19 protein-coding genes and 6 pseudogenes are annotated in these 24,155 nt (G+C 59.5%); 12 read left to right on the top strand and 13 right to left on the bottom strand.

Annotated elements, in window-relative coordinates:
- Nucleotides 1–63: 63 nt before the first annotated feature.
- A pseudogene (locus tag AC2FLX_RS15170) lies at nucleotides 64–360 on the top strand (DDE-type integrase/transposase/recombinase); the annotation flags it as partial.
- Nucleotides 361–403: 43 nt separating this feature from the next.
- On the opposite strand, the pseudogene AC2FLX_RS15165 reads toward AC2FLX_RS15170, so the two are convergent.
- The 4 genes and pseudogenes from AC2FLX_RS15165 to AC2FLX_RS15150 form a co-directional block, all read right to left on the bottom strand.
- Nucleotides 404–868, bottom strand: a pseudogene (locus AC2FLX_RS15165) (transposase).
- 893 nt (nucleotides 869–1,761) lie between these two features.
- A pseudogene (locus AC2FLX_RS15160) lies at nucleotides 1,762–2,869 on the bottom strand (IS91 family transposase).
- Nucleotides 2,870–2,877: 8 nt separating this feature from the next.
- Entirely contained in the window at nucleotides 2,878–3,747 is an 870-nt protein-coding gene (locus AC2FLX_RS15155) for a site-specific integrase (protein WP_496811189.1), read from the bottom strand.
- A gap of 136 nt (nucleotides 3,748–3,883) precedes the next feature.
- Nucleotides 3,884–4,699, bottom strand: a complete 816-nt coding sequence (locus AC2FLX_RS15150) for a class I SAM-dependent methyltransferase (RefSeq protein ID WP_496811188.1) — start codon at nucleotides 4,697–4,699, stop codon at nucleotides 3,884–3,886.
- A 131-nt stretch (nucleotides 4,700–4,830) separates the two neighbouring features.
- Here AC2FLX_RS15150 and AC2FLX_RS15145 point away from each other — a divergent pair, with 131 nt between their 5' ends.
- The 5 genes from AC2FLX_RS15145 (at nucleotide 4,831) to AC2FLX_RS15125 (ending at nucleotide 10,210) form a co-directional block, all read left to right on the top strand.
- Nucleotides 4,831–6,063, top strand: a complete 1,233-nt coding sequence (locus AC2FLX_RS15145; protein ID WP_496811187.1) for an aromatic ring-hydroxylating oxygenase subunit alpha — start codon at nucleotides 4,831–4,833, stop codon at nucleotides 6,061–6,063.
- Nucleotides 6,064–6,220: 157 nt separating this feature from the next.
- Complete coding sequence (locus AC2FLX_RS15140; RefSeq protein ID WP_496811186.1) at nucleotides 6,221–6,994, top strand: ABC transporter permease; 774 nt, start codon at nucleotides 6,221–6,223, stop codon at nucleotides 6,992–6,994.
- A gap of 2 nt (nucleotides 6,995–6,996) precedes the next feature.
- Nucleotides 6,997–7,824 carry an ABC transporter permease gene (locus tag AC2FLX_RS15135; protein WP_480750841.1) on the top strand — a complete coding sequence of 276 codons (828 nt, stop codon included), beginning with the start codon at nucleotides 6,997–6,999 and terminating at the stop codon, nucleotides 7,822–7,824.
- 2 nt (nucleotides 7,825–7,826) lie between these two features.
- A complete protein-coding gene (locus AC2FLX_RS15130; RefSeq protein ID WP_480750842.1) occupies nucleotides 7,827–8,939 on the top strand; it encodes an ABC transporter ATP-binding protein in 1,113 nt (370 codons plus the stop codon).
- A 44-nt stretch (nucleotides 8,940–8,983) separates the two neighbouring features.
- Nucleotides 8,984–10,210, top strand: a complete 1,227-nt coding sequence (locus tag AC2FLX_RS15125; protein WP_480750843.1) for an aromatic ring-hydroxylating oxygenase subunit alpha — start codon at nucleotides 8,984–8,986, stop codon at nucleotides 10,208–10,210.
- Nucleotides 10,211–10,261: 51 nt separating this feature from the next.
- Here AC2FLX_RS15125 and AC2FLX_RS15120 read toward each other — a convergent pair whose 3' ends face one another.
- The 5 genes from AC2FLX_RS15120 to AC2FLX_RS15100 all read right to left on the bottom strand — a co-directional run bounded on the left by AC2FLX_RS15120 (nucleotide 10,262) and on the right by AC2FLX_RS15100 (nucleotide 17,278).
- Complete coding sequence (locus AC2FLX_RS15120; protein ID WP_480750844.1) at nucleotides 10,262–11,317, bottom strand: extracellular solute-binding protein; 1,056 nt, start codon at nucleotides 11,315–11,317, stop codon at nucleotides 10,262–10,264.
- A gap of 162 nt (nucleotides 11,318–11,479) precedes the next feature.
- Entirely contained in the window at nucleotides 11,480–12,874 is a 1,395-nt protein-coding gene (locus tag AC2FLX_RS15115) for an aminotransferase (RefSeq protein WP_496811185.1), read from the bottom strand.
- A 20-nt stretch (nucleotides 12,875–12,894) separates the two neighbouring features.
- Nucleotides 12,895–14,094 carry an aminomethyl transferase family protein gene (locus AC2FLX_RS15110; RefSeq protein ID WP_496811184.1) on the bottom strand — a complete coding sequence of 400 codons (1,200 nt, stop codon included), beginning with the start codon at nucleotides 14,092–14,094 and terminating at the stop codon, nucleotides 12,895–12,897.
- A complete protein-coding gene (locus tag AC2FLX_RS15105; RefSeq protein WP_496811183.1) occupies nucleotides 14,091–15,629 on the bottom strand; it encodes a phytoene desaturase family protein in 1,539 nt (512 codons plus the stop codon). Before AC2FLX_RS15105 ends, AC2FLX_RS15110 begins: the two co-directional genes overlap by 4 nt.
- A gap of 11 nt (nucleotides 15,630–15,640) precedes the next feature.
- Nucleotides 15,641–17,278 carry a phytoene desaturase family protein gene (locus tag AC2FLX_RS15100; RefSeq protein WP_496811182.1) on the bottom strand — a complete coding sequence of 546 codons (1,638 nt, stop codon included), beginning with the start codon at nucleotides 17,276–17,278 and terminating at the stop codon, nucleotides 15,641–15,643.
- 144 nt (nucleotides 17,279–17,422) lie between these two features.
- On the opposite strand from AC2FLX_RS15100, the gene AC2FLX_RS15095 reads away from it, so the two are divergent.
- Nucleotides 17,423–18,070, top strand: a complete 648-nt coding sequence (locus AC2FLX_RS15095; protein ID WP_480750849.1) for a TetR family transcriptional regulator C-terminal domain-containing protein — start codon at nucleotides 17,423–17,425, stop codon at nucleotides 18,068–18,070.
- A gap of 236 nt (nucleotides 18,071–18,306) precedes the next feature.
- Nucleotides 18,307–18,654 (top strand): annotated as a pseudogene (locus AC2FLX_RS15090) (IS6 family transposase); the annotation flags it as partial.
- Here the strand turns inward: AC2FLX_RS15090 and AC2FLX_RS15085 are convergent.
- The 4 genes and pseudogenes from AC2FLX_RS15085 to AC2FLX_RS15070 form a co-directional block, all read right to left on the bottom strand.
- Nucleotides 18,655–18,735, bottom strand: a pseudogene (locus AC2FLX_RS15085) (IS6 family transposase); the annotation flags it as partial.
- 136 nt (nucleotides 18,736–18,871) lie between these two features.
- Nucleotides 18,872–19,216 (bottom strand): type II toxin-antitoxin system RelE/ParE family toxin, encoded by a 345-nt coding sequence (locus AC2FLX_RS15080; RefSeq protein WP_496747924.1) that lies wholly within the window; start codon nucleotides 19,214–19,216, stop codon nucleotides 18,872–18,874.
- Nucleotides 19,213–19,470: a type II toxin-antitoxin system ParD family antitoxin gene (locus AC2FLX_RS15075; RefSeq protein ID WP_496811181.1), complete on the bottom strand. Its 258-nt coding sequence runs from the start codon at nucleotides 19,468–19,470 to the stop codon at nucleotides 19,213–19,215. Before AC2FLX_RS15075 ends, AC2FLX_RS15080 begins: the two co-directional genes overlap by 4 nt.
- Nucleotides 19,471–19,518: 48 nt before the next feature.
- Nucleotides 19,519–19,748, bottom strand: a pseudogene (locus tag AC2FLX_RS15070) (DDE-type integrase/transposase/recombinase); the annotation flags it as partial.
- Nucleotides 19,749–20,091: 343 nt separating this feature from the next.
- On the opposite strand from AC2FLX_RS15070, the gene AC2FLX_RS15065 reads away from it, so the two are divergent.
- From AC2FLX_RS15065 to AC2FLX_RS15050, 4 genes are all read left to right on the top strand, one after another.
- On the top strand, nucleotides 20,092–21,060 hold the full coding sequence (locus AC2FLX_RS15065; protein ID WP_496811180.1) for a LysR substrate-binding domain-containing protein: 969 nt from the start codon (nucleotides 20,092–20,094) through the stop codon (nucleotides 21,058–21,060).
- Nucleotides 21,061–21,208: 148 nt separating this feature from the next.
- Complete coding sequence (locus AC2FLX_RS15060; protein ID WP_496747928.1) at nucleotides 21,209–22,321, top strand: ABC transporter substrate-binding protein; 1,113 nt, start codon at nucleotides 21,209–21,211, stop codon at nucleotides 22,319–22,321.
- A gap of 121 nt (nucleotides 22,322–22,442) precedes the next feature.
- A complete protein-coding gene (locus AC2FLX_RS15055) occupies nucleotides 22,443–23,303 on the top strand; it encodes an ABC transporter permease (RefSeq protein ID WP_496811179.1) in 861 nt (286 codons plus the stop codon).
- Between the two features lie 3 nt (nucleotides 23,304–23,306).
- Nucleotides 23,307–24,104, top strand: coding sequence for an ABC transporter permease (locus AC2FLX_RS15050; protein ID WP_496811178.1), 798 nt, complete (start codon nucleotides 23,307–23,309; stop codon nucleotides 24,102–24,104).
- Nucleotides 24,105–24,155: the final 51 nt, after the last annotated feature.

Genomic DNA, 24,155 nt, shown 5'->3' with positions numbered 1-24,155 from the left:
CGAACCCAGGGTCGTTATCCCCCCTCTCGTGACATTGCATTCGCAATGCACTGCCGGGCGATGGACAAACTGCGCAGCTATGTCAAACCGATCAAAACACTGGCACCGGACACTGACCATCGCACCCACAAAGGTCTCAACAACGCGATCGAAGTCTCGCACTGAGCAACCCGCAAAAGAGAGAAGCTATTCGGCAAGTTCAAGTTTCACCTGCAGGCTCAGAGATTTCTGTCCGCGCATGACCAAATCAACCTGATCTTCCGTCCCCGCCGATATCAACTCAACGCAAACTCATACCGCCACGCTCGTTCCGACGCCTTCAACCTCTGGAACGATTGCACTGCGGAAATGACAGCCTGAACCTGCCTTCGCCAATACCTTACATGCTTAAAGCGTTTCGGGATTAACTTGATGCATACCCGGCAGCCTTGAAGTAGTTTTGGCACTCGGTGGGTTCGTAGAGATCGCAGATTTCCGCGATGGCATCGAATACTTCGGTGAAGGTCCTCGCGCCGATCCGTCGGAGGTGAGCCTTGACCTTTGAGAAGGCCTGTTCGATAGGATTGAGATCGGGTGTGTACGGTGGAAGGTAAAGGAACTAGCAGCCGTGTTCGCGCAGGGCTTGGGCAGCCCCCTTGTTCCGGTGAGTGGCGAGATTGTCGAGGATGATTACGGTGCCGGGTGCGATCTCGAGGATCAGTACGTGGCGGATGTATGCAGCGAAGGCGGGGCCGTCCATTGCACCCTTGATGACCCATGGAGCGATTAAAGCGTCTTGGGCCAACCCCGCGATCAGGGTTTGCGTCCCCCAGCTTCCAAAAGGAGCGTCCATCATCAGCCGTTCGCCGCAGGTGGCCCAACCGCGCAGGCGCGAGGTTGGTTTTCATAGCAGTTTCGTCAATGAAGACAACGCGTTCAGGTAGCGCCGCTATGGCTGGTGCGCGATTCGTGAGCCAATCGGCTCTTTGCTGTCTTACCTTGGCACGGCGGCGTTCGGTGGCGACCAGCGACTTTTTTGTACGTGAACCCCAGGCGGGACAGAAGATCAGCGATGGAGGAATGATGCACCTGCACCCCTTCAGCGTCGGCCAAGGCATCCCTCGGTTCAAAGAGCGTGATGTCCGGGTCTTGCGTCACCAGCTCTTCAAAGAAGGCCCGATGTGGGCCCAGTTTGCCAGTATCACGGGGCGACCCTTAGGCGCAGGAGCCGCGCGACCTCAGGTCTTGACCTGCCGCGCCCAGCGAGTTCCCGTAGCTGGTGACAGCTTCAGGCGAAGCGCCGCCGCGCGCCCACTTAAACCTTCTTCAATGTATCTCTGAAACCGCGCCCGAAGCGCTGATGGCAAAGGTGCTGGCATGATCTATCCTCCCAAACGGGATGAAACACAAACTGACCTGCATGTGAATCTGGAGGGTTCTGTGAGGTCGCGCGGCGGGTCTCGTGCGTCCCAGCGCTGTGCGCGCACTCATTGAGGCCGGATTGAACGAACTTGGGGGCTGGTTTGGCGCTATGGCGATTTGGGCTTGGTGCTAGCCTGGGGTATTGGGCGCGACGGCGGATGCGATGGTTATGCGCCCCGGTCGGGGTTCTGCCGTGGCTGACATCAGCATCCTGGGACCGTCGCAGCGGGCTGGTCTGGTGGCGGATCATTTCTCGCGACGACCGGCACCGGCACAACCGGGTCGCCTGCCGGCAGGCCATCTGGCCAGTCCTCGTGCAGACCGGCTGCAGATCGCGTGGCGATGGTTTGCCCCGAGTGCTCATGAGCTGTCATTCCAGAACGGTCCGACGGGTGGTGCCTGGCCGTGATGCCGGACGGCGAGAATGACCATCGGTCGACCGCAGCAGGGGCAAGGGCGCGGAACGGGTGCCGGGCTTGTTTTGGGTCGGACGCGGTCGGCTGCCTCTAGTGTCCCGGCGGCCAGCAGTACCCGGCAGGCTGTGAGACGGGCGGTGCGCTGCCCGTTTGCGAGAAAGCCGTAATGGCGGATGCGGTGAACGCCATCCGGCAAGGTGCGCAGAAGGAACCGCCGGATGAACTCACCGGCGTCGAGGGTCATCCGTCCGGGTCGGCGGCCACGACGATAGTCGCGCCAGCGGAAGGTTACCCTGCTATCCTCTATGCTGATCAGGCGGGAAATGGAGATGGCGACGCGATGCGTATAGCGGCTGAGATAGGCCAGCACCTGTTCTGGCCCGCCAAAGGGTGGTTTGGCATTAACAACACAGTCGCGGCGGCTTGCCGAAGTCAGCATCCGGGCAAAGGCTGGCAGGTCGGCCAATCCTTCAATCTCGCCGAAGAACTGCAACTGCCCGGCCTCGAAGGCGGCAGGCGATCCAGCAGCTGCCGTCCGGCGACGGACCGCCGCCTGGCACGATGCAATGAAGATGGGGATGGTAACTCAGGGTCTGGCCCCAGCTGTGCAGTACCGCGATGAGGCCGATCTCGGCGCCGAGATGCCTTGGGTCAGCCGCAATGATGCGCAGGGTCTCGGCGGCGGACTTGAACAGGATGTCGTAAGCGATCTTCTTGTTCTGGAAGGCAATGGTTGCAATCTCGGCAGGCAGAGTGAAGACCACGTGGAAATAGGGGACCGGCAGCAGATCGCCCGCCCGCGCCTCCAGCCAGTCACGCGCCGCCGCCCCCTGGCATTTGGGGCAATGCCGGTTGCGGCAAGAATTGTAGGCTACGCGCACCGTTCCGCAGGTCTGGCAGCCCTCGACATGGCCGCCAAGAGCAGAGGTGCGGCACAGTTCAATCGCGGACATCACGCGGCGCTCTACGCGGTCGAGATGGCCGTCGTGAGCCTGAACATAGGCAGAGCCATGGCGACGGAAGATATCCGCCACCTCCAGGGCCGGGCGCATGGCGCGTCTCAGTCGGGCGGCACCACCTCAAGGTTCAGGCGATCGAACGGGCTTTGTGTCTTCGCGATCGTCGTCGCGGCAACCTGCGTGTAGCGCGCAGTTGTCGACAGGTTGGCGGGCCCGAGCAGCACCTGGATGACGCGGATATCGACACCGTTCTCCAGCATATGGGTGGCGAAGCTGTGTCGCAGCGTGTGCACGCTGACCTTCTTGGTCAGTCCCGCCGCTTTGGTTGCGGACCGGCAGGCGGAATGCAGCACCTGCACATCAATCGGTTTGTCGCCACGGCCGGGAAACAGCCAGTCATTCGGATGCGCCAGGCGCCAGTATGTCCGCAACATGCCGAGAAGCTGCGGCGAGAGCATGACGGTCCGGTCCCCGGCTCCTTTGCCATGACGGACCTGGATCTGCATGCGATCGCTGTCGATATCCGTGACCTTCAAACTGACCACCTCGGAGGCACGCAGGCCCGCGGCATAGGCCGTCGCCAGGGCAGCGCGTGCCTTCAGCGACGGCACCGCCTCAAGAAAACGCACAACCTCGTCGGCGCTCAGGATCGTTGGCAGTTTGCGTGGCGTGCGCGCATAGGCGATCCGTTCCGGGATCTCTGCCCGGTTCGGCGTCACACCGTAGAAGAGGCGCAAGGCGCAGACCGTCTGATTCAAAGCTGGCCAGGAAATACCCTGCGATACAGGGTAGGCCTGAAAGGCACGGACATCCTCCAGCCCCAGTCGATCCGGCGAACAGTCGAAATACCGGCTGAACTTCGCAACGGCATGAAGATAGGATCGTTGCGTGGCCGGCTGCAGGTTGCGAAGCGTCATGTCGTCGATCATACGGCGGCGCAGCAGGTTTACCGCTGATGTGGCATCAGCCATGGGATGGTCTCCTGATAAAGGTTGGCCTCAGCAACCAAACCTTCCCGCCAGGGGGCCATTCCCGCCAATAGCTACGCCCCCCTCCCGCGTCAGCGGGTTCGTTCAATACCCCAATTCAGGTTTTCCCCGAAACGTCTTAGGTCAACAACTTGGCAATACCTGGTTTCCTTGCAAACAGATGCGACGGACAATGCTCGCCCGTTTCAAGAACCCTGATCATCAATGTCCAGGTGGTGATCTGATGTTCGATGTAATCCTCGCCGCAAGCAGCGCAGAATTCCGCGTAGCGGGTATCCTTCAGCTCTCTTAACTCAACCCTTGCGCGCTCCAGATACCACGGGTTGCGGGAAACGACCCGAACCTCGGTGAACCCCGCACCTTCCATGGCAGTGCGGTAGCGGTCCGGCGACCCCATCGCGAAACCCAGATCCTCAGCCGCGACATAGGCTGCCATTTCTGCTGACATGGGCCCGTCATGACCGATCATCCAGTCCCCGACAGCCACCTGCCCACCCGGGGTCAGAACGCGATGGATCTCGGCGGCAAGCGCATCCTTGTCGGGAACGTGCAGCAGCGAATCCTTGGAAAACACCAGATCGAAAGCGCCATCATCGAAAGGCAAAGGTCCGGGATCGGCCCGGACAAAACTCGCGCGATCGACAAGCCCCTCTTCTGCCGCGCGGCGCGTCGCAACTTCAACCACCGGACCTTCAACATCGAAGCCGGTGATGTGTTTCAAAGACCTTGTTTGCGCCAGATGCAAGGCGTTGCCACCTGATCCGCATCCGATATCCAGCACCCGCAGACCGGCAAAATCTATATCGGCGACGATACGATCCACCTCATCTGTGCCGCCCGGCGACAGATGACCTTTGCCCCACAAAAGCTCAAGAAAGGCAATCGCATGTTCGTCGTAATCCGGGTTTTCGACATCTTTCGCCGTCTGCGCCATGTTTCTGATCCCTTGCTGATCTGCGGCAATACTAGCCGTTGCTCACCACTTGGCACCAGCTTTCATCTTGCCTGCACGGCAAGTCTAGACTAAAATTTATTTAACCGCTCAAAAAAATATTGGACAGGGACATGACAACGGAGCGCACTCAAAATCCGCCACAAGGCACCGAGGCCGCTCGGGATCGTAGCGGCTTGCCAGCCTGGGGATACTTCAGCCAGGACTTGCTGGAGCAGGAAAAAGAAGATCTGTTCCGCCGTCATTGGCAGGTGATCTGCCATGTCAACCACATACCCAATCCAGGCGATTTCTTTACCTGCGACATCGCGGGCGATCGCGCGCTGGTCGTGCGCGATTCCAATGGTACAGTCCGCGCCTTCCACAATCTTTGCCGCCATCGCGGCAGCCGGGTGCTGGGAGACGAACGTGGCAACTGCCGCAACTCGATCATCTGTCCATTTCACGGTTGGGTCTACAATCTGGACGGCACCCTCAGAAGCCCCGCTCAACCCGACAGCCTGCCGGACCTTGATCCGGTCGAATGGGGACTGAAGCCTCTTGAGTCGGAAATCTGGAATGGGTTCGTCTTTGTTCGATTTCAACCCGGGCCACAACCCTCGGTGGCGGAACTGCTTGGCCGATGGGCTCCGGAACTGGCCCAATACAGAATGGACCGGATGGTGCCCGACGGAAACGGGGTCTGGTCAACCGAGGTCGAGGTGAACTGGAAATGCATTCGCGATGTCGACAACGAGGGCTATCACGTCCCGATGGCGCATCCGGGGCTGGATGACCTGTTCGGGAAAAACTATTTCGACGAGCCCTTTCGTGACGGGACATCCCGCTCCTTTTCGCGCTTTCGGGCGGGCGATGGCCGTCTCTGGAGCGTGCGGAACTACAAGAAGATCCTGCCGCATGTCCCGGAACTGGATGCCGATCACAAGCAAGCCTGGCTTTACATCGGCGTGTTCCCGAACTTCGTCTTCGGGCTCTACCCCGACTCGATCTATTTTTATCAGGAAATCCCGGTCGAGGTTGGCCGAACCATCCAGCGCGGCGCGGTGTACCGTCACCCGGACGAAGACCGCCGCATGCGCGCGGCAAGATATCTCTCTGGCCGGATCGACCGCATCACATCGCGCGAGGACGAGATGCTGACGAAATGGACCTGGGAGGCGGCGTTTTCATCGGCGTATGACGGCGTTCTATTGTCGGATCTCGAAGTTGGTGTCATGAGCTATCATGACCAGTTGCGAGATGTCTTCCCCGTGCTGGCCGAGGCAGAGCCAGAACCGGGAACCCTGAAGGAACGAAATGACTTTTTGCGGCAGAAGGCCGGGCAATCCTGGGAATTGCCGACGTAGGGAAAAAGGATAATCTGTCGGAACCACGCCAGCAGAACAGGCCCGGACCGACAAGCAGGGAGTTGCGCAACTGATCGACCGTGACCGAAGGCAAGGCCTGATACTCGTCGGCCCACCATTCGCCTATGCTCTCCTCCTTCTCGCCGCTCCGTTGGCGATGGTGGTGACGTTCAGCTTCTGGACCCAGAACTATCTTGATCTGGACACGACATTCACCCTCGCCAATTACCGCGAGGCCTGGACCGACCCGCTATATCGCGAACTCACGCTGCGCTCGCTCAGGATTTCGCTGGTTGTCACCGTGGCGACCGTGCTTCTGGCCTTTCCCATCGCCTACTACGTTTCGTTTCACGTACATCAACGCAAGTCGCTCTGGCTGTTCCTGATCACGGTGCCGTTCTGGACAAGCTACCTGCTGCGGGTATTCCTGTGGAAGGTGATCCTGGGATATAACGGAGTTCTGAATTCGGCGCTGCTTGGGCTTGGCCTGATCGACGAACCGCTTTCGTTCATCCTCTACAACGCCAACGCCGTGGTGATCACGCTGGCCCATGCCTGGGCCCCGTTCGCGATCCTGCCAATCTTTGTCGCATTGGAGCGGATCGACCGTTCGCTGCTCGAAGCGGCCAAGGATCTTGGCGACGGGCCGGTGCGCAGCTTCTTCCGCATCACTTTGCCTCTGGCCATGCCGGGTGTCGTGGCCGCCACGATCATCGTTCTGATCCCGACAGTAGGCGATTACATCACCCCGCGCCTGGTCGGTGGAACCGAAGGGCTGATGATCTCGAACATGATCCAGGTACAGTTCGGCAAGGCGAACAACGCCCCGCTCGGTGCGGCGCTTGCGGTGTCATCGATGTTCATCGTCGGTGGTATCAGCCTGCTGATCTTCTTCGCGACACGCAAAATCGGGCGCGGAGGCGCAGACTGACCATGTCGAACCGTCGGAAAAACCTGAGCTGGCTGAACGTTTACGCGATCGTCTACATGGTGTTTCTCTATGCACCGGTCATTCTGCTGCCGATCTTCGCCTTCAACAGCGCCACCATCATCGCTTTTCCGCTCAGCGGATTCACAACCGAGTGGTTCGGGGTCCTTTGGACGACCCAGGCGCTGCACGACGCGGTCTGGAACAGTATGCTGGTGTCGGTCTCGACCGCGATCATCAGCACGGCCCTGGGGCTTTTCGCCGCCCGCGCCGTGGCCCGATATACCTTCCCCTTTCAACGGGGGATCATGGGTCTGGTCATGCTTCCCTTGGTGCTGCCGGAAATCATCATAGCCGTCGCCCTGCTAATCGTTCTGATCCAGCTTGGGCTCAGCCTGTCCTTGTGGACGGTCGTTCTCGGGCATGTGCTGGTCTGCACCCCGTTTTCGATCGCGGTTCTCAGTTCCGCCTTTCGCGGCCTCGATCCCAGCGTGGAAGAAGCGTCTTTCGATTTGGGCGAAACCCACTGGGGCACCTTTCGCCGCGTGACCTTTCCGCTGGTCATGCCCGGTGTGATCTCCAGCCTGCTGATCACCTTCACGATCTCGCTGGACGAGTTCATCATCGCGTTCTTCCTGACCGGCACCGAGGTCACCCTGCCGGTATACATCTGGAGCCAGATGCGCTTTCCGACAAAGCTGCCCAGCATCATGGCGCTGGGGACCATATTGCTGGTCCTTACCGTGACCCTGCTCATACTCGCTGAATTCTTCCGTCGCCGTTCGGCCACGCGCCGCGGCCTTGACGCCTCGACAACCGAAGGGCTGATCTGACCATGCTCGACACTGAAAAACCGCACGCGCGCACGATCATCGAACTGGACGGCGTCACCAAGACCTTCGGTGCTGTCCAGGCGCTCAAGGGGATCACGGCGAACATTCGCGAAGGCGAATTCTTTTCGCTTCTGGGTCCTTCTGGCTGTGGCAAGACAACCCTACTGCGCATGATCGCGGGGTTCGATGATCCCACGACAGGAACCATCACCATAGACGACAAGGCCATGGCCGGGATCGCGGCGAACCACCGGCCCACCAATATGGTGTTCCAGAGCTATGCGATCTTTCCGCATCTCAGCGTGGCCGACAATGTCGGCTATGGGTTGAAGAAACGCCGCCTGCCCAAGACCGAGTACAAGCGTGAGGTGGAACAGGCGCTCGAGATGGTCGATCTTGGCGGATACGGCCCGCGCGCGGCCCATACGCTTTCGGGCGGTCAACGCCAGCGGGTCGCGCTGGCCCGCGCGCTGATCATGAAACCCAAGGTTGTTCTGCTGGACGAGCCTCTGTCTGCGCTCGACAAGAAATTGCGCGATCAGATGCAGCTGGAACTGCGCCAGTTGCAGCGCTCGGTCGGCATCACGTTCATCCTGGTGACCCATGACCAGGAAGAAGCGCTCATCATGTCCGACCGTATCGCCGTGATGTTTGACGGGCGGATCGAACAACTGGCCACACCCGAAGACCTCTATCGCCGACCCGTCAACCAAAGGGTCGCATCCTTTATTGGCGTGATGAATTTTCTCGAAGCGCGGGCCACGGAATCGACTGAAACACATGTTTCGCTCGACGTTCAGGCGCTGGGACAGATCGCCATTTCGCGCGCGGACCTGCCTAACGGCATGAAACCGGAAGAGATCCATCGCGTTGGCGTGCGGCCCGAGATGATGACCATTCTGATTGACGGCGCCCCAAGCGCCGAGCGCATCGTCGAGGGCGAAGTTGTCGAGACATCCTACTATGGCGACATGACCTACTACTCGGTTCGGCTGAACGGCCTGGAGGCGCCGGTCACAATCTCCATGCGCAACACAGCAGGCCGTGCGGTCCTGCGCCCCGGTGGAACCGCGCGCGTCGGCTTCGCCACCGATTCCATCATCGTCTTTCGCTGACACGACGACAGATTTCCAACGCCCCGCTTCAAAGGAGGGTCAGCATGACTGGAAAACCCACACTGCATCCTACTCCGTGGCAGGATGAGGTCACCGATCTGATCGCGGGTTACAAGCCCGGCTACGCCCTGGAACAACCGTTCTATACCTCTGACGCCGTGTTTCAGCGCGATATCGACCGCGTCTTCCTGCGGGAATGGCATCTTGCTGGCCACATCAGTGAATTGCCGCATCCGGGCGACTATCTGTTGTTCGATCTTCTGGGCGAGAGCGTGATCGTCGTCCGCGACCGCGAAGGCGCGTTTCACGCCCTTGCGAACGTGTGTCGGCACCGTGGGTCACGTGTCTGCCTGGAACCCCGTGGCAATGTCAGCCGTTTTTCCTGCCCCTATCACGCCTGGGTCTACAACCTGGATGGCAGCCTGTTTTCCGCGCGCCTGATGGGGGCCGAGACCAACAAGGCCAATCTGGGGCTGAAAAGGTTCTCGGTCGAAGTGTTCCACGGGCTCATCTACGTGTCGCTGTCGGATACGCCCGAAGATTTCTCAACCGCCCGGACCTTGCTGGAACCGATGGTTGCGCCCTTTGGACTTGCCCGCACCAAGATAGCCGCGCGAGCCTCCTATCCGGTGGCCGCCAACTGGAAACTGCTCGTCGAGAACTACAACGAATGCTACCACTGCACATCGGCCCATCCCGAGTTCTCGCGTAGCCACGTGATCCATTTGCCCGACCGTTTGCACGAACCCCTGAATGCCGAGGTCGGCGCAAGAGCGGCGGAAACTGGCGCCCCGGCCGATCTGCTCGACGCGACCGGCCGGAACAAGCCTCAAGGGTCGATAGACACTTACTATCGCCGTTACGCCCTGTTCGACGGGTACCGGACCGGCAGTGAAGACGGCAAGCCGCTGGCCCCCTTGCTGGGCGATCTCACCGGGTGGGATGATGCGGCATCCGACATCTATGTCGGTATCCTGAACCCGATGCTGGTCTATGCGGATCACGCGGTCCTTTACCGCTTCATTCCGGTGGACAAGGACAACTCGATCCAAGAGATCATCTGGCTGGTCCACGAGGGCGCAATCGAGGGCCGCGACTATGACAAGGCCCGCCTGACCTGGCTCTGGGACGTGACCACCGAAAGCGACAAACTGATCATCGAAAAGAACCAGCAAGGGGTGAATTCGCGGTTCTACGAACCCGGTCCCTTTGCCCCGATGGAAAGCTACACCCAGTGGTTTATCGAAACCTACCTTCGGAACATCGCATGACAAAAGGCCGCCCGGACAGGTTCCGGACGGCCCTGTTCCAATTTGAACCGATCAGAAGCCGGCCTTAATCTTCTCGAAATCGGCAATCAGCCGTTCACGCACTTCCGCGCTGGTCGGCGCCTGCCACAAGGTGCCAGCCCGCAGATTGTCCGAGGTTTCCAGACCCACAGCGGCCAGATCCTCGGCATTCATCTTGCCCATCGCCTTGGCGTTGGAATGCCCGTATCCCCAGACAGACACAATATAGTCGGCCGTCCGTGGCGCCAGCCAGGCGTTCACGAAGTCATAGAACTTGTCTTCGCTGCCCGGCGCATCGGCCAGTTTCGAGTATCCACAAACCCAGCTCGACGACCCTTCGTCCGTGTCCCGCTTCATCGCGACCGGATGGCCCTCGGCACTCATGGTCGCAAAGGTCTCGTTCCAGGCCCAGGCAAGGTAGACCTCGCCGCTCTGCATCATCTGCGCCAGTTCCGATCCGCTGGTCCAATAGGCCCGAAGGTTCTGGTGAACCTGACGCAGAAAATCCGACGCGGCGTCGATCTGTGCGTCGGTAACGTTGGTCCAGTCGTGCACACCGGTTGCCAAAAATGCGAGGGCATAGGCATCGTCGACGCTATCGCCGATGGACACGCGGCCCGCATGTTTGGGATCGGCAAAGGCCTTCAACGATTGCACATCCTCGGGTTTCAGGAGTTCCGTGTTATACGTCGTTGCGGTGTTGCCCCAATCGACCGGTACAAAATAGGGATTTCCGTCCTTCCAATATGCCTTGATATCGCGGAACCCGGGTTCCAGGTTGTCCCATTCAGTGATCTTCGAGGGGTCGATGGGTGCCAGCAATCCGGCGTCCATCCATTTTGGTACCGACTGGGAACAGGGATGTGCCGCATCCGCCTTGAACCCCGCCCGCAGTTTCTGAAAGGCTTCTTCCTCGTCCGAGAAAAAGGCAAAAGTCGGAGCATCACCGTGTTTCTCGGTGAAGTTGACATAGAACTCGGGATCCTCGTATCCGGCCCAGTCGAACACGACGAGTTCGGCGTCTCCGGCAAAAGCGGCACCTGCCACCATACTGGTCGAGACCAGCAACGCATTTCTGAGGTGTTTCATCAGTTTACTCCCTGTTTTGGTTCTTTGGATTTTCTTCTCTACAGCCTGGTTCGAATATCCCCCGAATCGTATGCCAAGGGTTCGCCGCCCCGATTTAACGGCGCAGCACCGCGCCCCGACAAGCGTTTTGCGCAGCCCGTACAACAGCGAAATCCCAAGCGGTCAGCCATCAATCCCCATTTCGCGTGAAACCTGTTCCAAGGCGCCTTCGATGATGTCGAACATGATGTCGATCTGCGTTTTCGAGATGATCAATGGTGGCGAGAAAACAGCCATGTTGATCAGCGGGCGCAGCAGCAAACCGTTTTCTTCACAGATCATGTCAAGCCGGGCCCCGAAATCGCTGTCCTCGGCCAGCGAAGCCCGGCCCTCGGTCACCTTGCCCTCGATGCATCCCAACAGCCCCATCCCGCGCAGGTCGCCGACAATCGGGAACTTCGCGAAACTGCGCAGTCGCTCCTGAAAATAGGGCGTGACCTCGCACACATGGCCCAGGATGTTCTCGCGCTCCATGATCTCGATGTTCTTCAACGCGGCAGCGCAACTGACCGGATGCGCCGAATAGGTATACCCGTTCGAGAACAAAACCTCCTCGGGTCCGGTCATCTGCTCCATTATCCGGTCCGAAATGATGCAGGCCCCAAGCGGCAGGTAGCCGGAGGTCAGCCCTTTTGCGCAGGTGATCATGTCGGGCACGATGTCAAATACGGGTTCCGAGGCGAACCAGTGCCCCAGGCGGCCAAAACCGGTCACCACCTCGTCCGAGATGTAAAGCACGTCATGCTTGCGGCAGACCTCCAGCGTGCGCTTGTGATACCCCGGTGGCGGCACGATCACGCCGCCGGAACACAGGATCGGTTCGGCGATAAAGGCGCCCACGTTTTCGGCGCCAAGCTCCAGGATCGCCTGTTCCAGATCTTCGACCTTCTGGTCACAGAAGGCCTCGACGCTCATGCCCTCGGGGCGGTGATACGGATCGACATCGGGCAGGAAATGCACCAGCCGGTTTTCCTTGTCGAACCAGGTGCGATTGCGCTCCTTGCCGGATACGGTCGCCGACAGATAGGTCGATCCGTGATAGGCACGCTCGCGCGAGATCACGATCTTCTTGCCCGGCATGCCACGCCGGTTGTTCAGGAAATGCATCGCACGCAGCGCGGTATCGACCGCCGTCGACCCGCCGGTGGTGAAGAACACGGTGTTCAGATCGCCCGGCGCGAATTCGGCCAGCTTGCGCGCCAGAATCGCGGCGGGCTCGGTCCCCGTCGAAAAGGGCGACGAATAGGCCAGTTTCATCACCTGGTCGGCGGTGGCATCCGCCATTTCGCGCCTGCCATGGCCGATCTGTACGCACCACATGCCGCCCGGTCCGTCGATCATCCGGCGGCCGTGGCTGTCCCACATATAGATGCCATCCCCCCGGTCGATGATCTGCCCGTCTTCCTCGCGCCAGGCGTTCATCATCGACCAGGGCTTGAGGTTGTGCAAGCGGTCCCACTCGTGCAGCTCTTCTACAGAGGGGCTGTTGCTGATGGGTTTCAAATGAGCTCCAGACATGATTTGCTCTTCTTGCTTCTTCAAAATGCGGCCGGCGGCGTCGCCCGGGCGCGGGGGTTGCGGAAGAACGGCTGCGACAAGACGGTCGCGCGCGCCATGCGGCGCTGCCAGACGCCTTCCTGATTGAGATAGATTTCGACCCAGAGGTCGTTGGTTTGGTTGGTGCCAAAGGGCGCGCGGATCTCGGCCAGCGCGATATTGCGCTTGAGCGTCGGCGACCACATGGCCGAGGTAACATGCCCGACTTCGCGTTTCTTTCGGTGATAGATCAGCGCGTCCGCAGCCGGTTTGAACCCGCCGATGTCGAGCTTGACGATCATCGAACGTGAGCGGCGTTCAACGTGGGCCAACAGCGCGCGACGACCGTTGAAATGTCCCTTTTGGAAATCGACCAGCCAAGCAAAACCCAGTTCCAAGGGCGTTCGCCCGCGATGCAGCCGCAAGGTGTGATGGATCGGCTGGAACTCGACACCGGCGGCAATGAACCCGGCTTCGATCCTGGCCATGTTCAAGGCGTGATAGCCGATTGCGCGAATGCCCCAGGTCTGCCCTGCGTCCCACAACCGGTCCCAAAGCGTCAGCGCCCGGTTCGGTGTGATCCACAATTCATATCCCAGATCGCCAGTGAAACCGGTTCGAGAAATCACTAACCCCGGCTCGACCTCGGCCAGGTCAAACGGGCGGAGATGGTCGATCTCGAACCCTGCGCCGCGTAACACCGAAGCCGAGGTTGGCCCCTGCAACGACAGTCCGGCAACACTGTGAGACTCGTCCTCTACCCGAACATCATAGCCCCAGGCCGCATCCAGTAGCCACGAGAACTGTGGTTCCTGGCAGCACAGGCGGAACTCGGTTTCCGACAGGCGGAACAGCGTTCCATCGTCGATCACCATGCCATCCTCGTCGCACCACATCACGTAGGCGACGCGCCCCGGTGCCAGTTTCCGCACATCGCGGGTGACAAGCCGGTTCAACATCGCCAACGCCTCGGGACCGGAGATCCGATATTTGTGCATGGGCGAAATATCGAACAGCGTCGCCTGGTTGCGAATCGCGAAATACTCGAACTCCATCGTATCCAGTACGGCGGGCGAGATGTAGCCCGCCCAATTCATCCAGTCCTTGGTCCGGCTCAACGGCTCCAGCCGGGTCTGGAACGGTGTCGGGATCAGGCCCAGCGGGACATGTTCGGGGGGCAGATCGTGGCGCGTATCCTTCATGCGGCCATCTCCTTCAGCGCCTTCAGCGCAGCATTCCTGCCCGGCGCGCCTGTGACATCGCCGCCCGGATGCGCGGCGGCCCCGGCAAGGTACAGTCCCGCCGGGCCAAAGCGGTAATGGGCCAGCCCATTGGCGGGGCGCACCGACAGGAGCTGATCGAAACTCATCTCTCCATGATGCCAATGCCCGCCCGGCGCACCGGTCTCAGACTCGATATCGGCAGGAGTCAGCAGTTCGCTGGCCGTGACCATAGCGGTCAGTCCCGGCGCGAATCGGTCCAGGGCGGCGATAACTTGGTCGATCACAGTCTGGCGTGCGGTGTCGGTCCAGCCACCGTCGGGGGCATAGGGAACATATTGAACAACCGCCGAGATCACATGCTTTCCAGAGGTGTCCGGATCGGTCAGCGTCGGCGCCACCGCCTCGATGATCGGCGCATCGGAAGCCCCACCGTATTTTACCGGATTAAAGGCCTTTTCAACCGCGCGCACGGACGGTGCGATCAACAGGCGCCCGGATGCCTGTTCACGCGAGAGTCCACTGAACTCGGGCGCACCACTCAGAACCATGTTCACCTTGGCAGCCGTCCCCTTGGCGCGGAAATTCCGCAACCTGCGGACCGCCTCGATATCATAGCTCTCGTGACCGGCCAGCATCATGCTTTGCGCCGCACCCGCCGTAGACAACACCATCTCCGCCGATACCTGTGTGCCATCGGCCAGCTCGACGCCCGTGACCCGGTCACCTTCGATGACGATCCGCCGTGCGGCGGCGCCGGTCCGGATCGTGGCGCCGCGGGCCTCTGCCGCCTTGGCAAACGCGGACACCACCGCGTCCATCCCGCCCGAGGGCAGGGCGGCGCCGCCGCCCTGTGCCAGCCGGTAGATCAACGAGAATACCGTGCCAGGTGCCGACGGGCCCGCCCAGGCACCGCGCACCGCGTCCGCCGCCAGCGCACCGGCCAACGGCCCGTCGGTCAATTCGTCGAGTATAAGGTCCTGAGCGTTGGACAGGACGATCCGCAGGAATTCGCGCATCTCGGCCTTGCCCATAAGGCGCAGCCGCAAACCAAGACGCGCCAGCGCGCCCAGTTCTCCCGCCTGTGCCAGACTCAGCGACCCGGACAGGTCCGGCGGCGCTGCCTGTGCAAGCTGACCCAGCAACGTACCAAACCGCACAAGCCTTTGGTACAAGGTCGCAAAGGCCGCTGCATCGGGATGTGCCGTGCCATCGGCGAACCGCGCCTCTGCCCCATCCATCACCACGTGCCGACCATCCTCGGACAAGGCAACTGTAGGCACCTGTCTGGTATCCAGCTTCAAACCCAGATCCCTGACCACGGCCGGATTCAGGTTGTAAAGAAGATGGGCCAGACGGGGCAGCTGAACTCCGTTCAGCGTTCCTGTCGCCATCATGCCGCCCAGCGACGTGCTGCGCTCCAGCACAAGGACCTTTTTACCCTTGCCCGCCAGAACCGCCGCTGCCGTCAGGCCATTATGCCCCGCCCCGATCACAATCGCATCGAACTGTTCCATTGCCCGTCTCCTCACGCGGCCTCGGCCGGCAGCCCGCTGCGGCGGCCCAGGTCGATCAGGATTTCGCGCGCGGCATTCGCCCCGGGTGCGGCCATGACCCCACCGCCGGGATGCGCGGACGATCCCACCAGATAGAGGCCCCGGATCGGCGAGCGATAGTCGGCATAGCCCGGCACCGGCCGGTTGAAGAGCAGTTGGTCAAAGGTCAACTCGCCCTGAAAGATATTGCCCTCGGTCAGCCCGACCTCGGTCTCAAGTTCCAGCGGCGAGCGGATTTCCACGTGCTGCACACGCTCTTTGATATCCGGACAGGCAGCCGACATCTTGTCCAACACGCAATCGGCAAAGGCGCGGCGACGCTCCTCGGTCCAGTTGGCGGCGTCGCGCACGCCGTCGACCTCAAGATCATAGGGCGCGTATTGTACAAAGACGGTCATCATATGGCTGCCCGGCGGCGCCATGGTCGGGTCGATCTGGCTGGGGATCAGCATGTCGAAATAGGGGCTTTGCGACCAGCGGCCGTCCTTCCAGTCGTCATATGCACGCTCAAGCTCGGCCAGCGAGGTCGAACAGTGCATGTCTCCGCGCAGGAATGGCGCCCCGGCGGGTGCGGCCGGAAACTCGGGCAGGCGATCCAGCGCGATATTCAGCTTGCCTGACGACCCCCGGATCTTGAACCGCTCGACCGCGCGCAGGAAATCGCCCGGCAGGTCATCGCGGTCGGTGTGTTTCAGGAAGGTCCGTTTGACATCCATGTTCGAGGCGACAACAGGCGCCTCGTAGGTATCGCCGTTTTCCAGCGCCACGCCGGTCACCTTGCCACCCCTGGTCAGGAACTTGTCGATACCTGAGCCGGTCACGATTGTGCCCCCCGCCTCTTCAAACGCCAGTCCCAGCGCGCGGCTGATCGACCCCATGCCACCCCGGGCAAACCCCCAGGCGCCGATGGTTCCGTCGACATCCCCCATGTAGTGATGCAGCAGCACATAGGCGGACCCGGGCGAATAGACGCCCAGCCCGGTTCCGATGATACCCGATCCGGCCAGATGCGCCTTGATCAGGTCATTCTCGAAATGCTCGTCCAGGAAGTCGCCGATGGACATGGTCCAGAACCGCAGCGTCTCGCCGATCTCGCGCGCGCCCAGCCCGTGCACCTTGCGCACCAGATAGGCCAGTTCCGAGATATCGCGCGGACGCATCCGCACCGGATCGGGCGCAGTTCTGAGCAGGAACGGCCGGATGAACCGGCATTGCCGCATCACCGTCTGGCTGAACCGGCCATAGGCATCGACATCGCGTGGCTCGTGCCGGGCGATCTCGCGCCGCAGGTCGTCGTGATCCGAATAATAGGCGAAATAGTCGCCATCGGGGGTAAAGGTCGCGCCGCCCTCGTAAGGGATGACCTGAAGCCCGAAGCGCGGCAATTCAAGGTCGCGCACGATCTCACGCCGCAGCAGAGAACAGACATAGGAACAGTTCGAATAGGTCCAGCCGGGGTGCAGCGAGCGACTGACTGCGGCACCGCCGATCCAGTCGTTCTTCTCGACCACCAGAACCTTGAGCCCGGCCTTGGCCAGATAGCAGGCCGTGGTCAGGCCATTGTGGCCCGCCCCGGCGATTATTGCATCATATCGGTCGTGACGCCCCATCGCGTGCTCCCTCTTGTTGATCAAGGAATACCCCGGCGCGCAAACTTCGTAAAGTTTTTTGAGCGCTCAAATAAATTTTAGGCTACTTTATTCATGTGAGCGGACAGGATAGAGATGCGACATGGAAAACCCGGAGCCGCCAGGATGACCACCAAAGCCCCGCCGCCGCCCCGGCAACGCAAGGAACGCAAGGACAATGCCGACCGCCGCCGTAAGCAGCTGATCGAAGCAACCCTGCGCTCGGTTGTTGAGAACGGGTTGTCCCGCACCACTCTGGCAACGGTTGCGAATGCGGCCGGGCTGTCCCAGGGGGTCGCGGTTTTCTACTTTAAAAGCAAAGATATGCTTTTGGCCGCGGCGCTGGAATACCAGTATTCGATCTATGCCGACACCTGGCGCAACGCGGTGGCCGTGGCCGGGACCGACCCGGCGGATCGGCTGGCGGCGCTGATCCGGGCCGACTTCTCGCCAGTGGTCTGCAACCGCGAGGCGCTGGCGGTCTGGTTCTCGTTCTGGGGCGAGGCGAGTTTCCGCCCGCGCTATGCCGACAGCGCCCGGGATTTCGATGTCCAGAGGGGCGCGGCGCTCTATGAATTGTGCCGCGACCTGCTGCCGCATACCTCCGAGACCGAGGCGCGCGACGTTGCGTTCTCTATCGATTCACTGACCGACGGGTTCTGGCAGAGGCTGTACCTGACCCCGGAAAGCTTCTCGATCGAGGAAGGGTTGCGCCTGACCATGGCACATCTGCGCATGGTCTTTCCAGAGCACAAGACCACCTTCGCGGGCTGAGGCAAACCGGCGTTTTGACCGTTTTGTACCAGGTCTCAGGGGAGGATTGACCATTTTGTACAGGCGCAAAGCCGCATTGCCGCTCGGCTGCCGGGCGTGAAAGCCCGTCAGCCATTGGGGCACACCGGAGGTCTGCGGCGAACACCTCCGGGGGGCTTTGTCGCAAACTCTGCACGTACCTGTTAGGTCGACTGAAGTTTTGATACACGGGTGCCCAAAACAGACAGGGGCAGGCCGTGACAATCTCATTCAAAGGCGCTCGTTTTCCAAGGGACGTGATACGACACGCAGTGTTCTTCTATCTTCGTTAATCAGTGTCCTACCGAGATCTGGAAGAAATTCTGGCTGAACGACGCGTTTCGGTTGATCACGCGTCTCTGAACCGTTGGATCGTCAAATACGCACCTCTGGTCGCCGACCAGGCGCGTCGTAAGAAGCGTTGCTTCGATCGATCCTGGCGAATGGACGAAATCTATGTGCGCGTCAAAGGTGAATGGGTCTACTTGTATCGTGCAGTCGACAAACACGGTAAGACCCTTGATTTCATGCTATTCAAACGGCGGAACAAAGCTGCGGCGACAAAACCACGCCCAGACTGCGTAAGCGATGATCTCACGAGGAAAGCGGAACCCCTTCAGGCGCGGCATTCTTGTCGGAATGTTCATGGCCCGCAGAAAATCCGGTCAAGCCGGGCGCACAACTTGGCAATACCCGATGTCGATATCGCAGAGAACCCCGCTACAGACCTGCTGGGGTGAACACCTACCGATTGTTTAAAGAAATCCCAGTTGAATGCGATACCTATGTATTGTCCCCTGCCCCATCAGATAGTGTGGCCAGCGCGGAAACATGTCGCGGCAGATCGCAACGGGAATGCAGGATATCTACTATGATCACCGTATCCGGCTGGTCCAGGTAAACCAGGAAATGCTCTCCCGCGCGTACATATCTGAGGTCTGCTGCCTCTTCGACCAATATAGAACAACTGCGGCTGGCCACCTTGCCCTCGGTGATGGCCTGGCAGCGCGCTATCAGTTCTTGTTCATAGAGATCGGCTTGATGCGGCCCAAACTTGTCGATGGTCCATCGGGCAATTTCAACCAGGCTGCCTTCGGCGCGGCGTGTCAGCCGAAATGGTTTGGTCACGTTTTGGCTCGGGCCCTAGCAAAAGCACGATGGATCGCATTCGAACCGCTGCCTTCTGCCAGATCTCCAGCCTGAGCCTGCGCCAAACCCTTCTGCAGACCTTGTTTAAGAGACTCCAGCCCGGCTTCTTCTTGTTCCAGAAGCCGAAGGCCCGCTCGCAACGCTTCGCTGGCGTTCTGATAGCGACCGGATGCGACCAGATCCTGCACCAGCTGATCCTGCGATTCTGTAAGTACGACATTGCGGGTTACCATGGCTTAAGCCTCCTCGTTGGCAATATATGCCAACTAGATGGCTGGTTCAACGATCGCGATTGGGAGCGGGCAACCAAAGCCTTTCAGCATTTTGTAGATGGCTTTGATACCAGCCGTATTGGCGCCGCTTTTGCGATAACGATTTTGCGGGGCAATCCGTTTACTTCGAGGGCACGAGCGAAGAATTTTGTCGCCGCAGCTTTGTTCCGCCGTTTGAGTAGCATGAAATCAAGGGTCTTGCGGTGTTGGTGCCGGTCTGAGCTTTGAACCGCTCGGTATCCCCGGCGCGGAATTGCTGACACTGGCCGTCGTCGCGCTGATTAGCATCTCGCGCATCAACTCAGCGTTCTGACTGCGGTTCTGCTGGGCGGGATTCCGTTTCCCGGTGGAAAGGGATCCATGCTGCGAGTGGCACTCGGGAGGTCTGGCCTCTGGCATGTCGTCAAACGGGTTGATTCTGACGAATGCGCCAATTGGGTTGAGTTAGATAAAAAAACTATCGCCTGGATTGTGGTCTCCGGTTTGGGCGTCTTGCGCGCCGGGCGAAGATGATCGCAGAGTGAAAGCACTGCGACCCTTCCGCCTGTGGAGGGTCGAGCCTTATGAGGAAGAGGTTCGACAGTGAAAAAATTACCGCCGCTGACGAGCCTGCAAGCCTTCGAGGCCGTGTCGCGACACATGAGCATCAAACTGGCCGCCGAAGAACTTTTACTGACACCGACAGCGATTAGCCATCGCCTCAAAACCCTCGAGACACAGCTGGATGTGCAACTGTTTCACCGACTGACCCGGTCGCTTAGATTGACAACCGAAGGAGAGACCCTGCGCCCTTTCATCGCCGATGCCTTCTGCAACCTGAAACAGGGCATCGCGCAACTGAGCACCGACGAAATCGAGGGCGAGCTGGTGGTAACCACCACGCGATCCTTTGCCTGGAGTTGGCTGAGCCCTCGATTGCCGAAATTCAGCCGGCTGTACCCCGAGCTTGAAGTGAAGGTTATCGCCTCGGATACAGTGCTGGATTTTGCACGTTTCAGTGTGGATGTCTCCATAAGATATACGGACACCCCGGATCCGGCGGAGCATGCGGCCTGGGTGCTGGATGACTATGTCACGCCTATTTGCTCGAGGCGAATGGAGAGCAAGATCCGCGACCCCGAGGACCTGTTGAGCCGGGATCTGGTCGAATACGAGTGGCTGGGCTTTCAGGACGGTGATCCGAATTGGCGCACCTGGTTCAACTCGGTCGGTATCGACGCTTCCAATATTCGTCCGATCGCACATTTCAGTGATGAGATCATGTGTATCGAAGCGGCGATAGACAATCGCGCGGCTGCTCTGGTCAGTGTGATTGCTGCTTCGCGCGAGATTGAGCGAGGGCGAATCGCGGCGCCTATACCAAGGGTTCTGCGCGACCGGAGCTACTATCTTATCTGCCCTATGGAGCGCGCGAATTCTGCCAAGATGCGCGCATTTCAGGATTGGTTGTTGAACGAGGCTGACCTGTTTCGCGACAGCCCATACGGCATGAAGTTCATTCCGCAGGATGCCAATCGTTATGAACAACCTGATGCGAGTTGGTCTGAATAGGAGTAGGCCCGCGTGTTACGCCTCTGTGACATGCCAATTCGGCCAAACAGAAAGCTGAGAAATACTTTGTGATGACTGAAATCTGCTCGATTGTCGGCAAGGCTGCGGTTCCGAATACTCATCCCATCCATTAAGGGAGGAGCCGAAAATGGCCAAAACCACACTCACGAGACGCGCTTTGCTCAAGTCAAGTGCGATGGCTGCAGGCGCACTTGCCATGCCGTCGATCACCCGCGCTCAGTCCGTGACCGAGATGACAATGCTGGCTTGGTATGGTCAGGCTGAACCGGACGCAGTTGCAGAATTTGAAGAACTGCACAACGTCAAGATCACCCCGAAATACTATGTCGGCGGCGAGCAGATGCTGGCTCTGTTGGCACAATCTCCGGCGGGCACCTACGACCTGATCCACGCGGATGCTGAGTATGTTCAGCAGCTGGTGCTGGCGAATTTCGTTGAGAAACTGGATCCGGCAGACTATCCGTTCGACGATTTTTTCCCCGAATTCCACAAGTTTCCGGGCCATTGGCACAATGACGAACTTTATGCAGTCATCAGCCGGTTTGGCTTTCTTGGCATCTCACACAATCTGGATGCGGTGCCAGTAAAGGAAGCGATGTCGTATGACATGCTGTGGAACGAGAAGAACAAGGACAAGGTGGGTCACTTCGACTGGCACCTGCCGAACCTGGGCGTTCTCAGCCTGCGCGATGGCAACGCTGCGCCCTATGATATCGACAGCAACGCATGGGCCAAGCTGCAGGACACCACGCTAAGCCTGAAACCTCAGGTGCGGGGCTTCTATGACTATGGTGGCGTGCTGTCCTCGTTGAAGTCCGGTGAAGTGACCGTGATGCCAGGCATAGGTGAATGGATCACTGGCGTGCTGCGCCGCGACGGTGCGAATGTTACCACTACGATACCGGAACAGGGCGGCATTCAGTTCACTGAAAGCTTCTCGATCGGACGTGGGTCGCGCAAGGCCGAACTGGCGCGCAAGTTCATCCAGCATGCCTCCAGCCCTGCCGGTCAGTACAACCTGGCGAACCTGAACGTGTTCCCGGCAATTATCCCGTCGAAATCCGGGTGGGAACGAATGATTGCCGAAAAACCGGAAGATGCACGCCATCTGGGCATGTTTCAGGGCGACGGCAACGCTATCGACCTGATCCGCAAGGGCCGCATCCATATCCGCCAGCTGCCTGTGCAGCAGGACGTGGGTGACTGGAACGACTTCTGGTCGGCATACAAAAGCACCTGACGCCTAAAAGCTTCCGGTGCTTATGCCCCCCGCCATTCTCCCTTCTCCCCGATGGCGGGGGGCACTGTCAAACGTCACTGAAAAACGCCGGCCCATCCTGAAGGGTCAGACGGGTTAAAACATGACTTCTTCGATTTCCATCCCGCGCCTGTCCCGCCTCGCCTATGAAGGCTTATGGAGCCTGCCGTTGCCTGTGTGGTTGGCCGGGTTTTTTCTTGGGCCGATGATCTTACTGATCTGGCTGAGTTTCTGGGACGTCAAAAACTTTTTACTGACGCCCGATTTTCAATTGGAGAACTGGCACAAGATGCTGACGGCTCCGTTCTTCTGGGCTGCTTACCTGCGCACCTTCGTGATTGCGCTCAGCGCCGCAGTACTGGCCAGCCTGATTGCATTGCCATGTTCATTGGCGATCAGCTTCTTTCTCAGCACACGAGCCAGAATGACGGTTCTCGCGCTGTTCGTGGTGCCGTTTTTCACATCCTACCTCGTGCGTGTCTACTCCTGGCAGATCTATCTGACAGAAAACGGCATCGTGATGAAACTGTTGGCGGCAATCGGGATCGACAGTGGCAGCCTACTGAATACGCCGTTTTCTCTGATGGTGGGATTGGTGACGCTGACCTTGCCATTGGTGATCGTGATCCAGTCAATTTCGATGCTGTCCTTGGATCGCACGCTGATCGACGCGGCATACAACCTTGGTTGCGGCCCGCGCCGGGTGCTTTTTGCTACCGTATTGCCGGCGGTTAGACCGGGTATCGTGCTTGGGGCGCTGTTTGCTTTCATCTTCAGCTTCGGAGATTTTGTTACGGCGACCTATCTGGGCGGCGGCAAGTTCACCACGCTGTCTATCCTGATCGCGGATACCGTCAAATCCGGCCAGCAATGGCCTCGCGCTGCAGTGGTCGCGCTTGTGATGATCGCTACACTGCTGATCACCGCGCTGGCCTCAATCACTTACGCCTATCGGAGAACCTGAGACATGCGTGTTTCCCTGTTGACCCGCCGGCTTTGCGTAATCTTCATGGGCTTGGCTCTGGCCTTTCTCTATGCGCCAATCCTGACAAACTTTGTCTTCTCGCTGAACTCGGACCGGTTCCCGACTATCCCGCTGGGCGGATTCACGCTGGATTGGTATCGCCTGATCCTGGCCGATGATTTGGTGATCGCCGCTTTTGCGAACACAATCAAAGTTGCCCTGATCGTCGCCCCCATCGCGACCGCGATGGGATTTGCAGCGGCCTATGCCGACTATCGCTTCAACTTTGTTGGTAAGAAACTGGTACTTGTCTTCGCCCTGATGCCGCCGTTGATTCCCTTGGTTGTCATTGGACTGGCAATGCTGGCCTACCTGTCCCGCATTGGCCTGTCTGGCACTTTATCCGCCATCGTGGTCAGTCATATCGTTCTCACCTCCCCGTTCGCCATGGCCATTATCCGGTTGCGGTTTTCACAGATCGACGGCGATCTGGAATTCGCGGCCCAGAATATTGGCGCCAGCAACTGGCGTGCGTTCTGGGAAGTGATCGTTCCTTCAACCAAGACCTCGATCCTGGCTGCGTTCCTTCTCTGTATGGCGGTCAGCTTCGATGAATACGCGGTAACCTGGTTCGTTGGAGGACTTGAGGAGACCAGTTCGGTTCGCATCCTCAGCTTCCTGCAATCGGCAGTCAGCCCCCGGATCAATGCCATCGGCTCCATCACCTTCATTACCTCGATCACTCTAATCTTGGGCGCGCAGGTGCTTTTGCTGCGCCGCCTCACCCGGGGGGAAAAATGAACAGCCTGAACAAGATCAATCCCGAGCGCGGCGTCGCGCCAAAAGAACTGG

This window comes from Ruegeria sp. YKSF57, assembly GCF_059612585.1.
Note: the sequence above shows the minus strand (reverse complement) of the source record. Positions and strands in the feature narration are given on the sequence as shown.

Coding starts and splice junctions, on each gene's coding strand:
- AC2FLX_RS15145 (WP_496811187.1), top strand. CDS start 4,831: ATGACAACGGAGCGCACTCAAAATCCGCCACAAGGCACCGAGGCCGCT.
- AC2FLX_RS15135 (WP_480750841.1), top strand. CDS start 6,997: ATGTCGAACCGTCGGAAAAACCTGAGCTGGCTGAACGTTTACGCGATC.
- AC2FLX_RS15110 (WP_496811184.1), bottom strand. CDS start 14,094: ATGAAGGATACGCGCCACGATCTGCCCCCCGAACATGTCCCGCTGGGC.
- AC2FLX_RS15150 (WP_496811188.1), bottom strand. CDS start 4,699: ATGGCGCAGACGGCGAAAGATGTCGAAAACCCGGATTACGACGAACAT.
- AC2FLX_RS15100 (WP_496811182.1), bottom strand. CDS start 17,278: ATGGGGCGTCACGACCGATATGATGCAATAATCGCCGGGGCGGGCCAC.
- AC2FLX_RS15075 (WP_496811181.1), bottom strand. CDS start 19,470: ATGGTAACCCGCAATGTCGTACTTACAGAATCGCAGGATCAGCTGGTG.
- AC2FLX_RS15130 (WP_480750842.1), top strand. CDS start 7,827: ATGCTCGACACTGAAAAACCGCACGCGCGCACGATCATCGAACTGGAC.
- AC2FLX_RS15095 (WP_480750849.1), top strand. CDS start 17,423: ATGACCACCAAAGCCCCGCCGCCGCCCCGGCAACGCAAGGAACGCAAG.
- AC2FLX_RS15120 (WP_480750844.1), bottom strand. CDS start 11,317: ATGAAACACCTCAGAAATGCGTTGCTGGTCTCGACCAGTATGGTGGCA.
- AC2FLX_RS15140 (WP_496811186.1), top strand. CDS start 6,221: ATGGTGGTGACGTTCAGCTTCTGGACCCAGAACTATCTTGATCTGGAC.
- AC2FLX_RS15060 (WP_496747928.1), top strand. CDS start 21,209: ATGGCCAAAACCACACTCACGAGACGCGCTTTGCTCAAGTCAAGTGCG.
- AC2FLX_RS15155 (WP_496811189.1), bottom strand. CDS start 3,747: ATGGCTGATGCCACATCAGCGGTAAACCTGCTGCGCCGCCGTATGATC.
- AC2FLX_RS15050 (WP_496811178.1), top strand. CDS start 23,307: ATGCGTGTTTCCCTGTTGACCCGCCGGCTTTGCGTAATCTTCATGGGC.
- AC2FLX_RS15055 (WP_496811179.1), top strand. CDS start 22,443: ATGACTTCTTCGATTTCCATCCCGCGCCTGTCCCGCCTCGCCTATGAA.
- AC2FLX_RS15105 (WP_496811183.1), bottom strand. CDS start 15,629: ATGGAACAGTTCGATGCGATTGTGATCGGGGCGGGGCATAATGGCCTG.
- AC2FLX_RS15125 (WP_480750843.1), top strand. CDS start 8,984: ATGACTGGAAAACCCACACTGCATCCTACTCCGTGGCAGGATGAGGTC.
- AC2FLX_RS15115 (WP_496811185.1), bottom strand. CDS start 12,874: ATGTCTGGAGCTCATTTGAAACCCATCAGCAACAGCCCCTCTGTAGAA.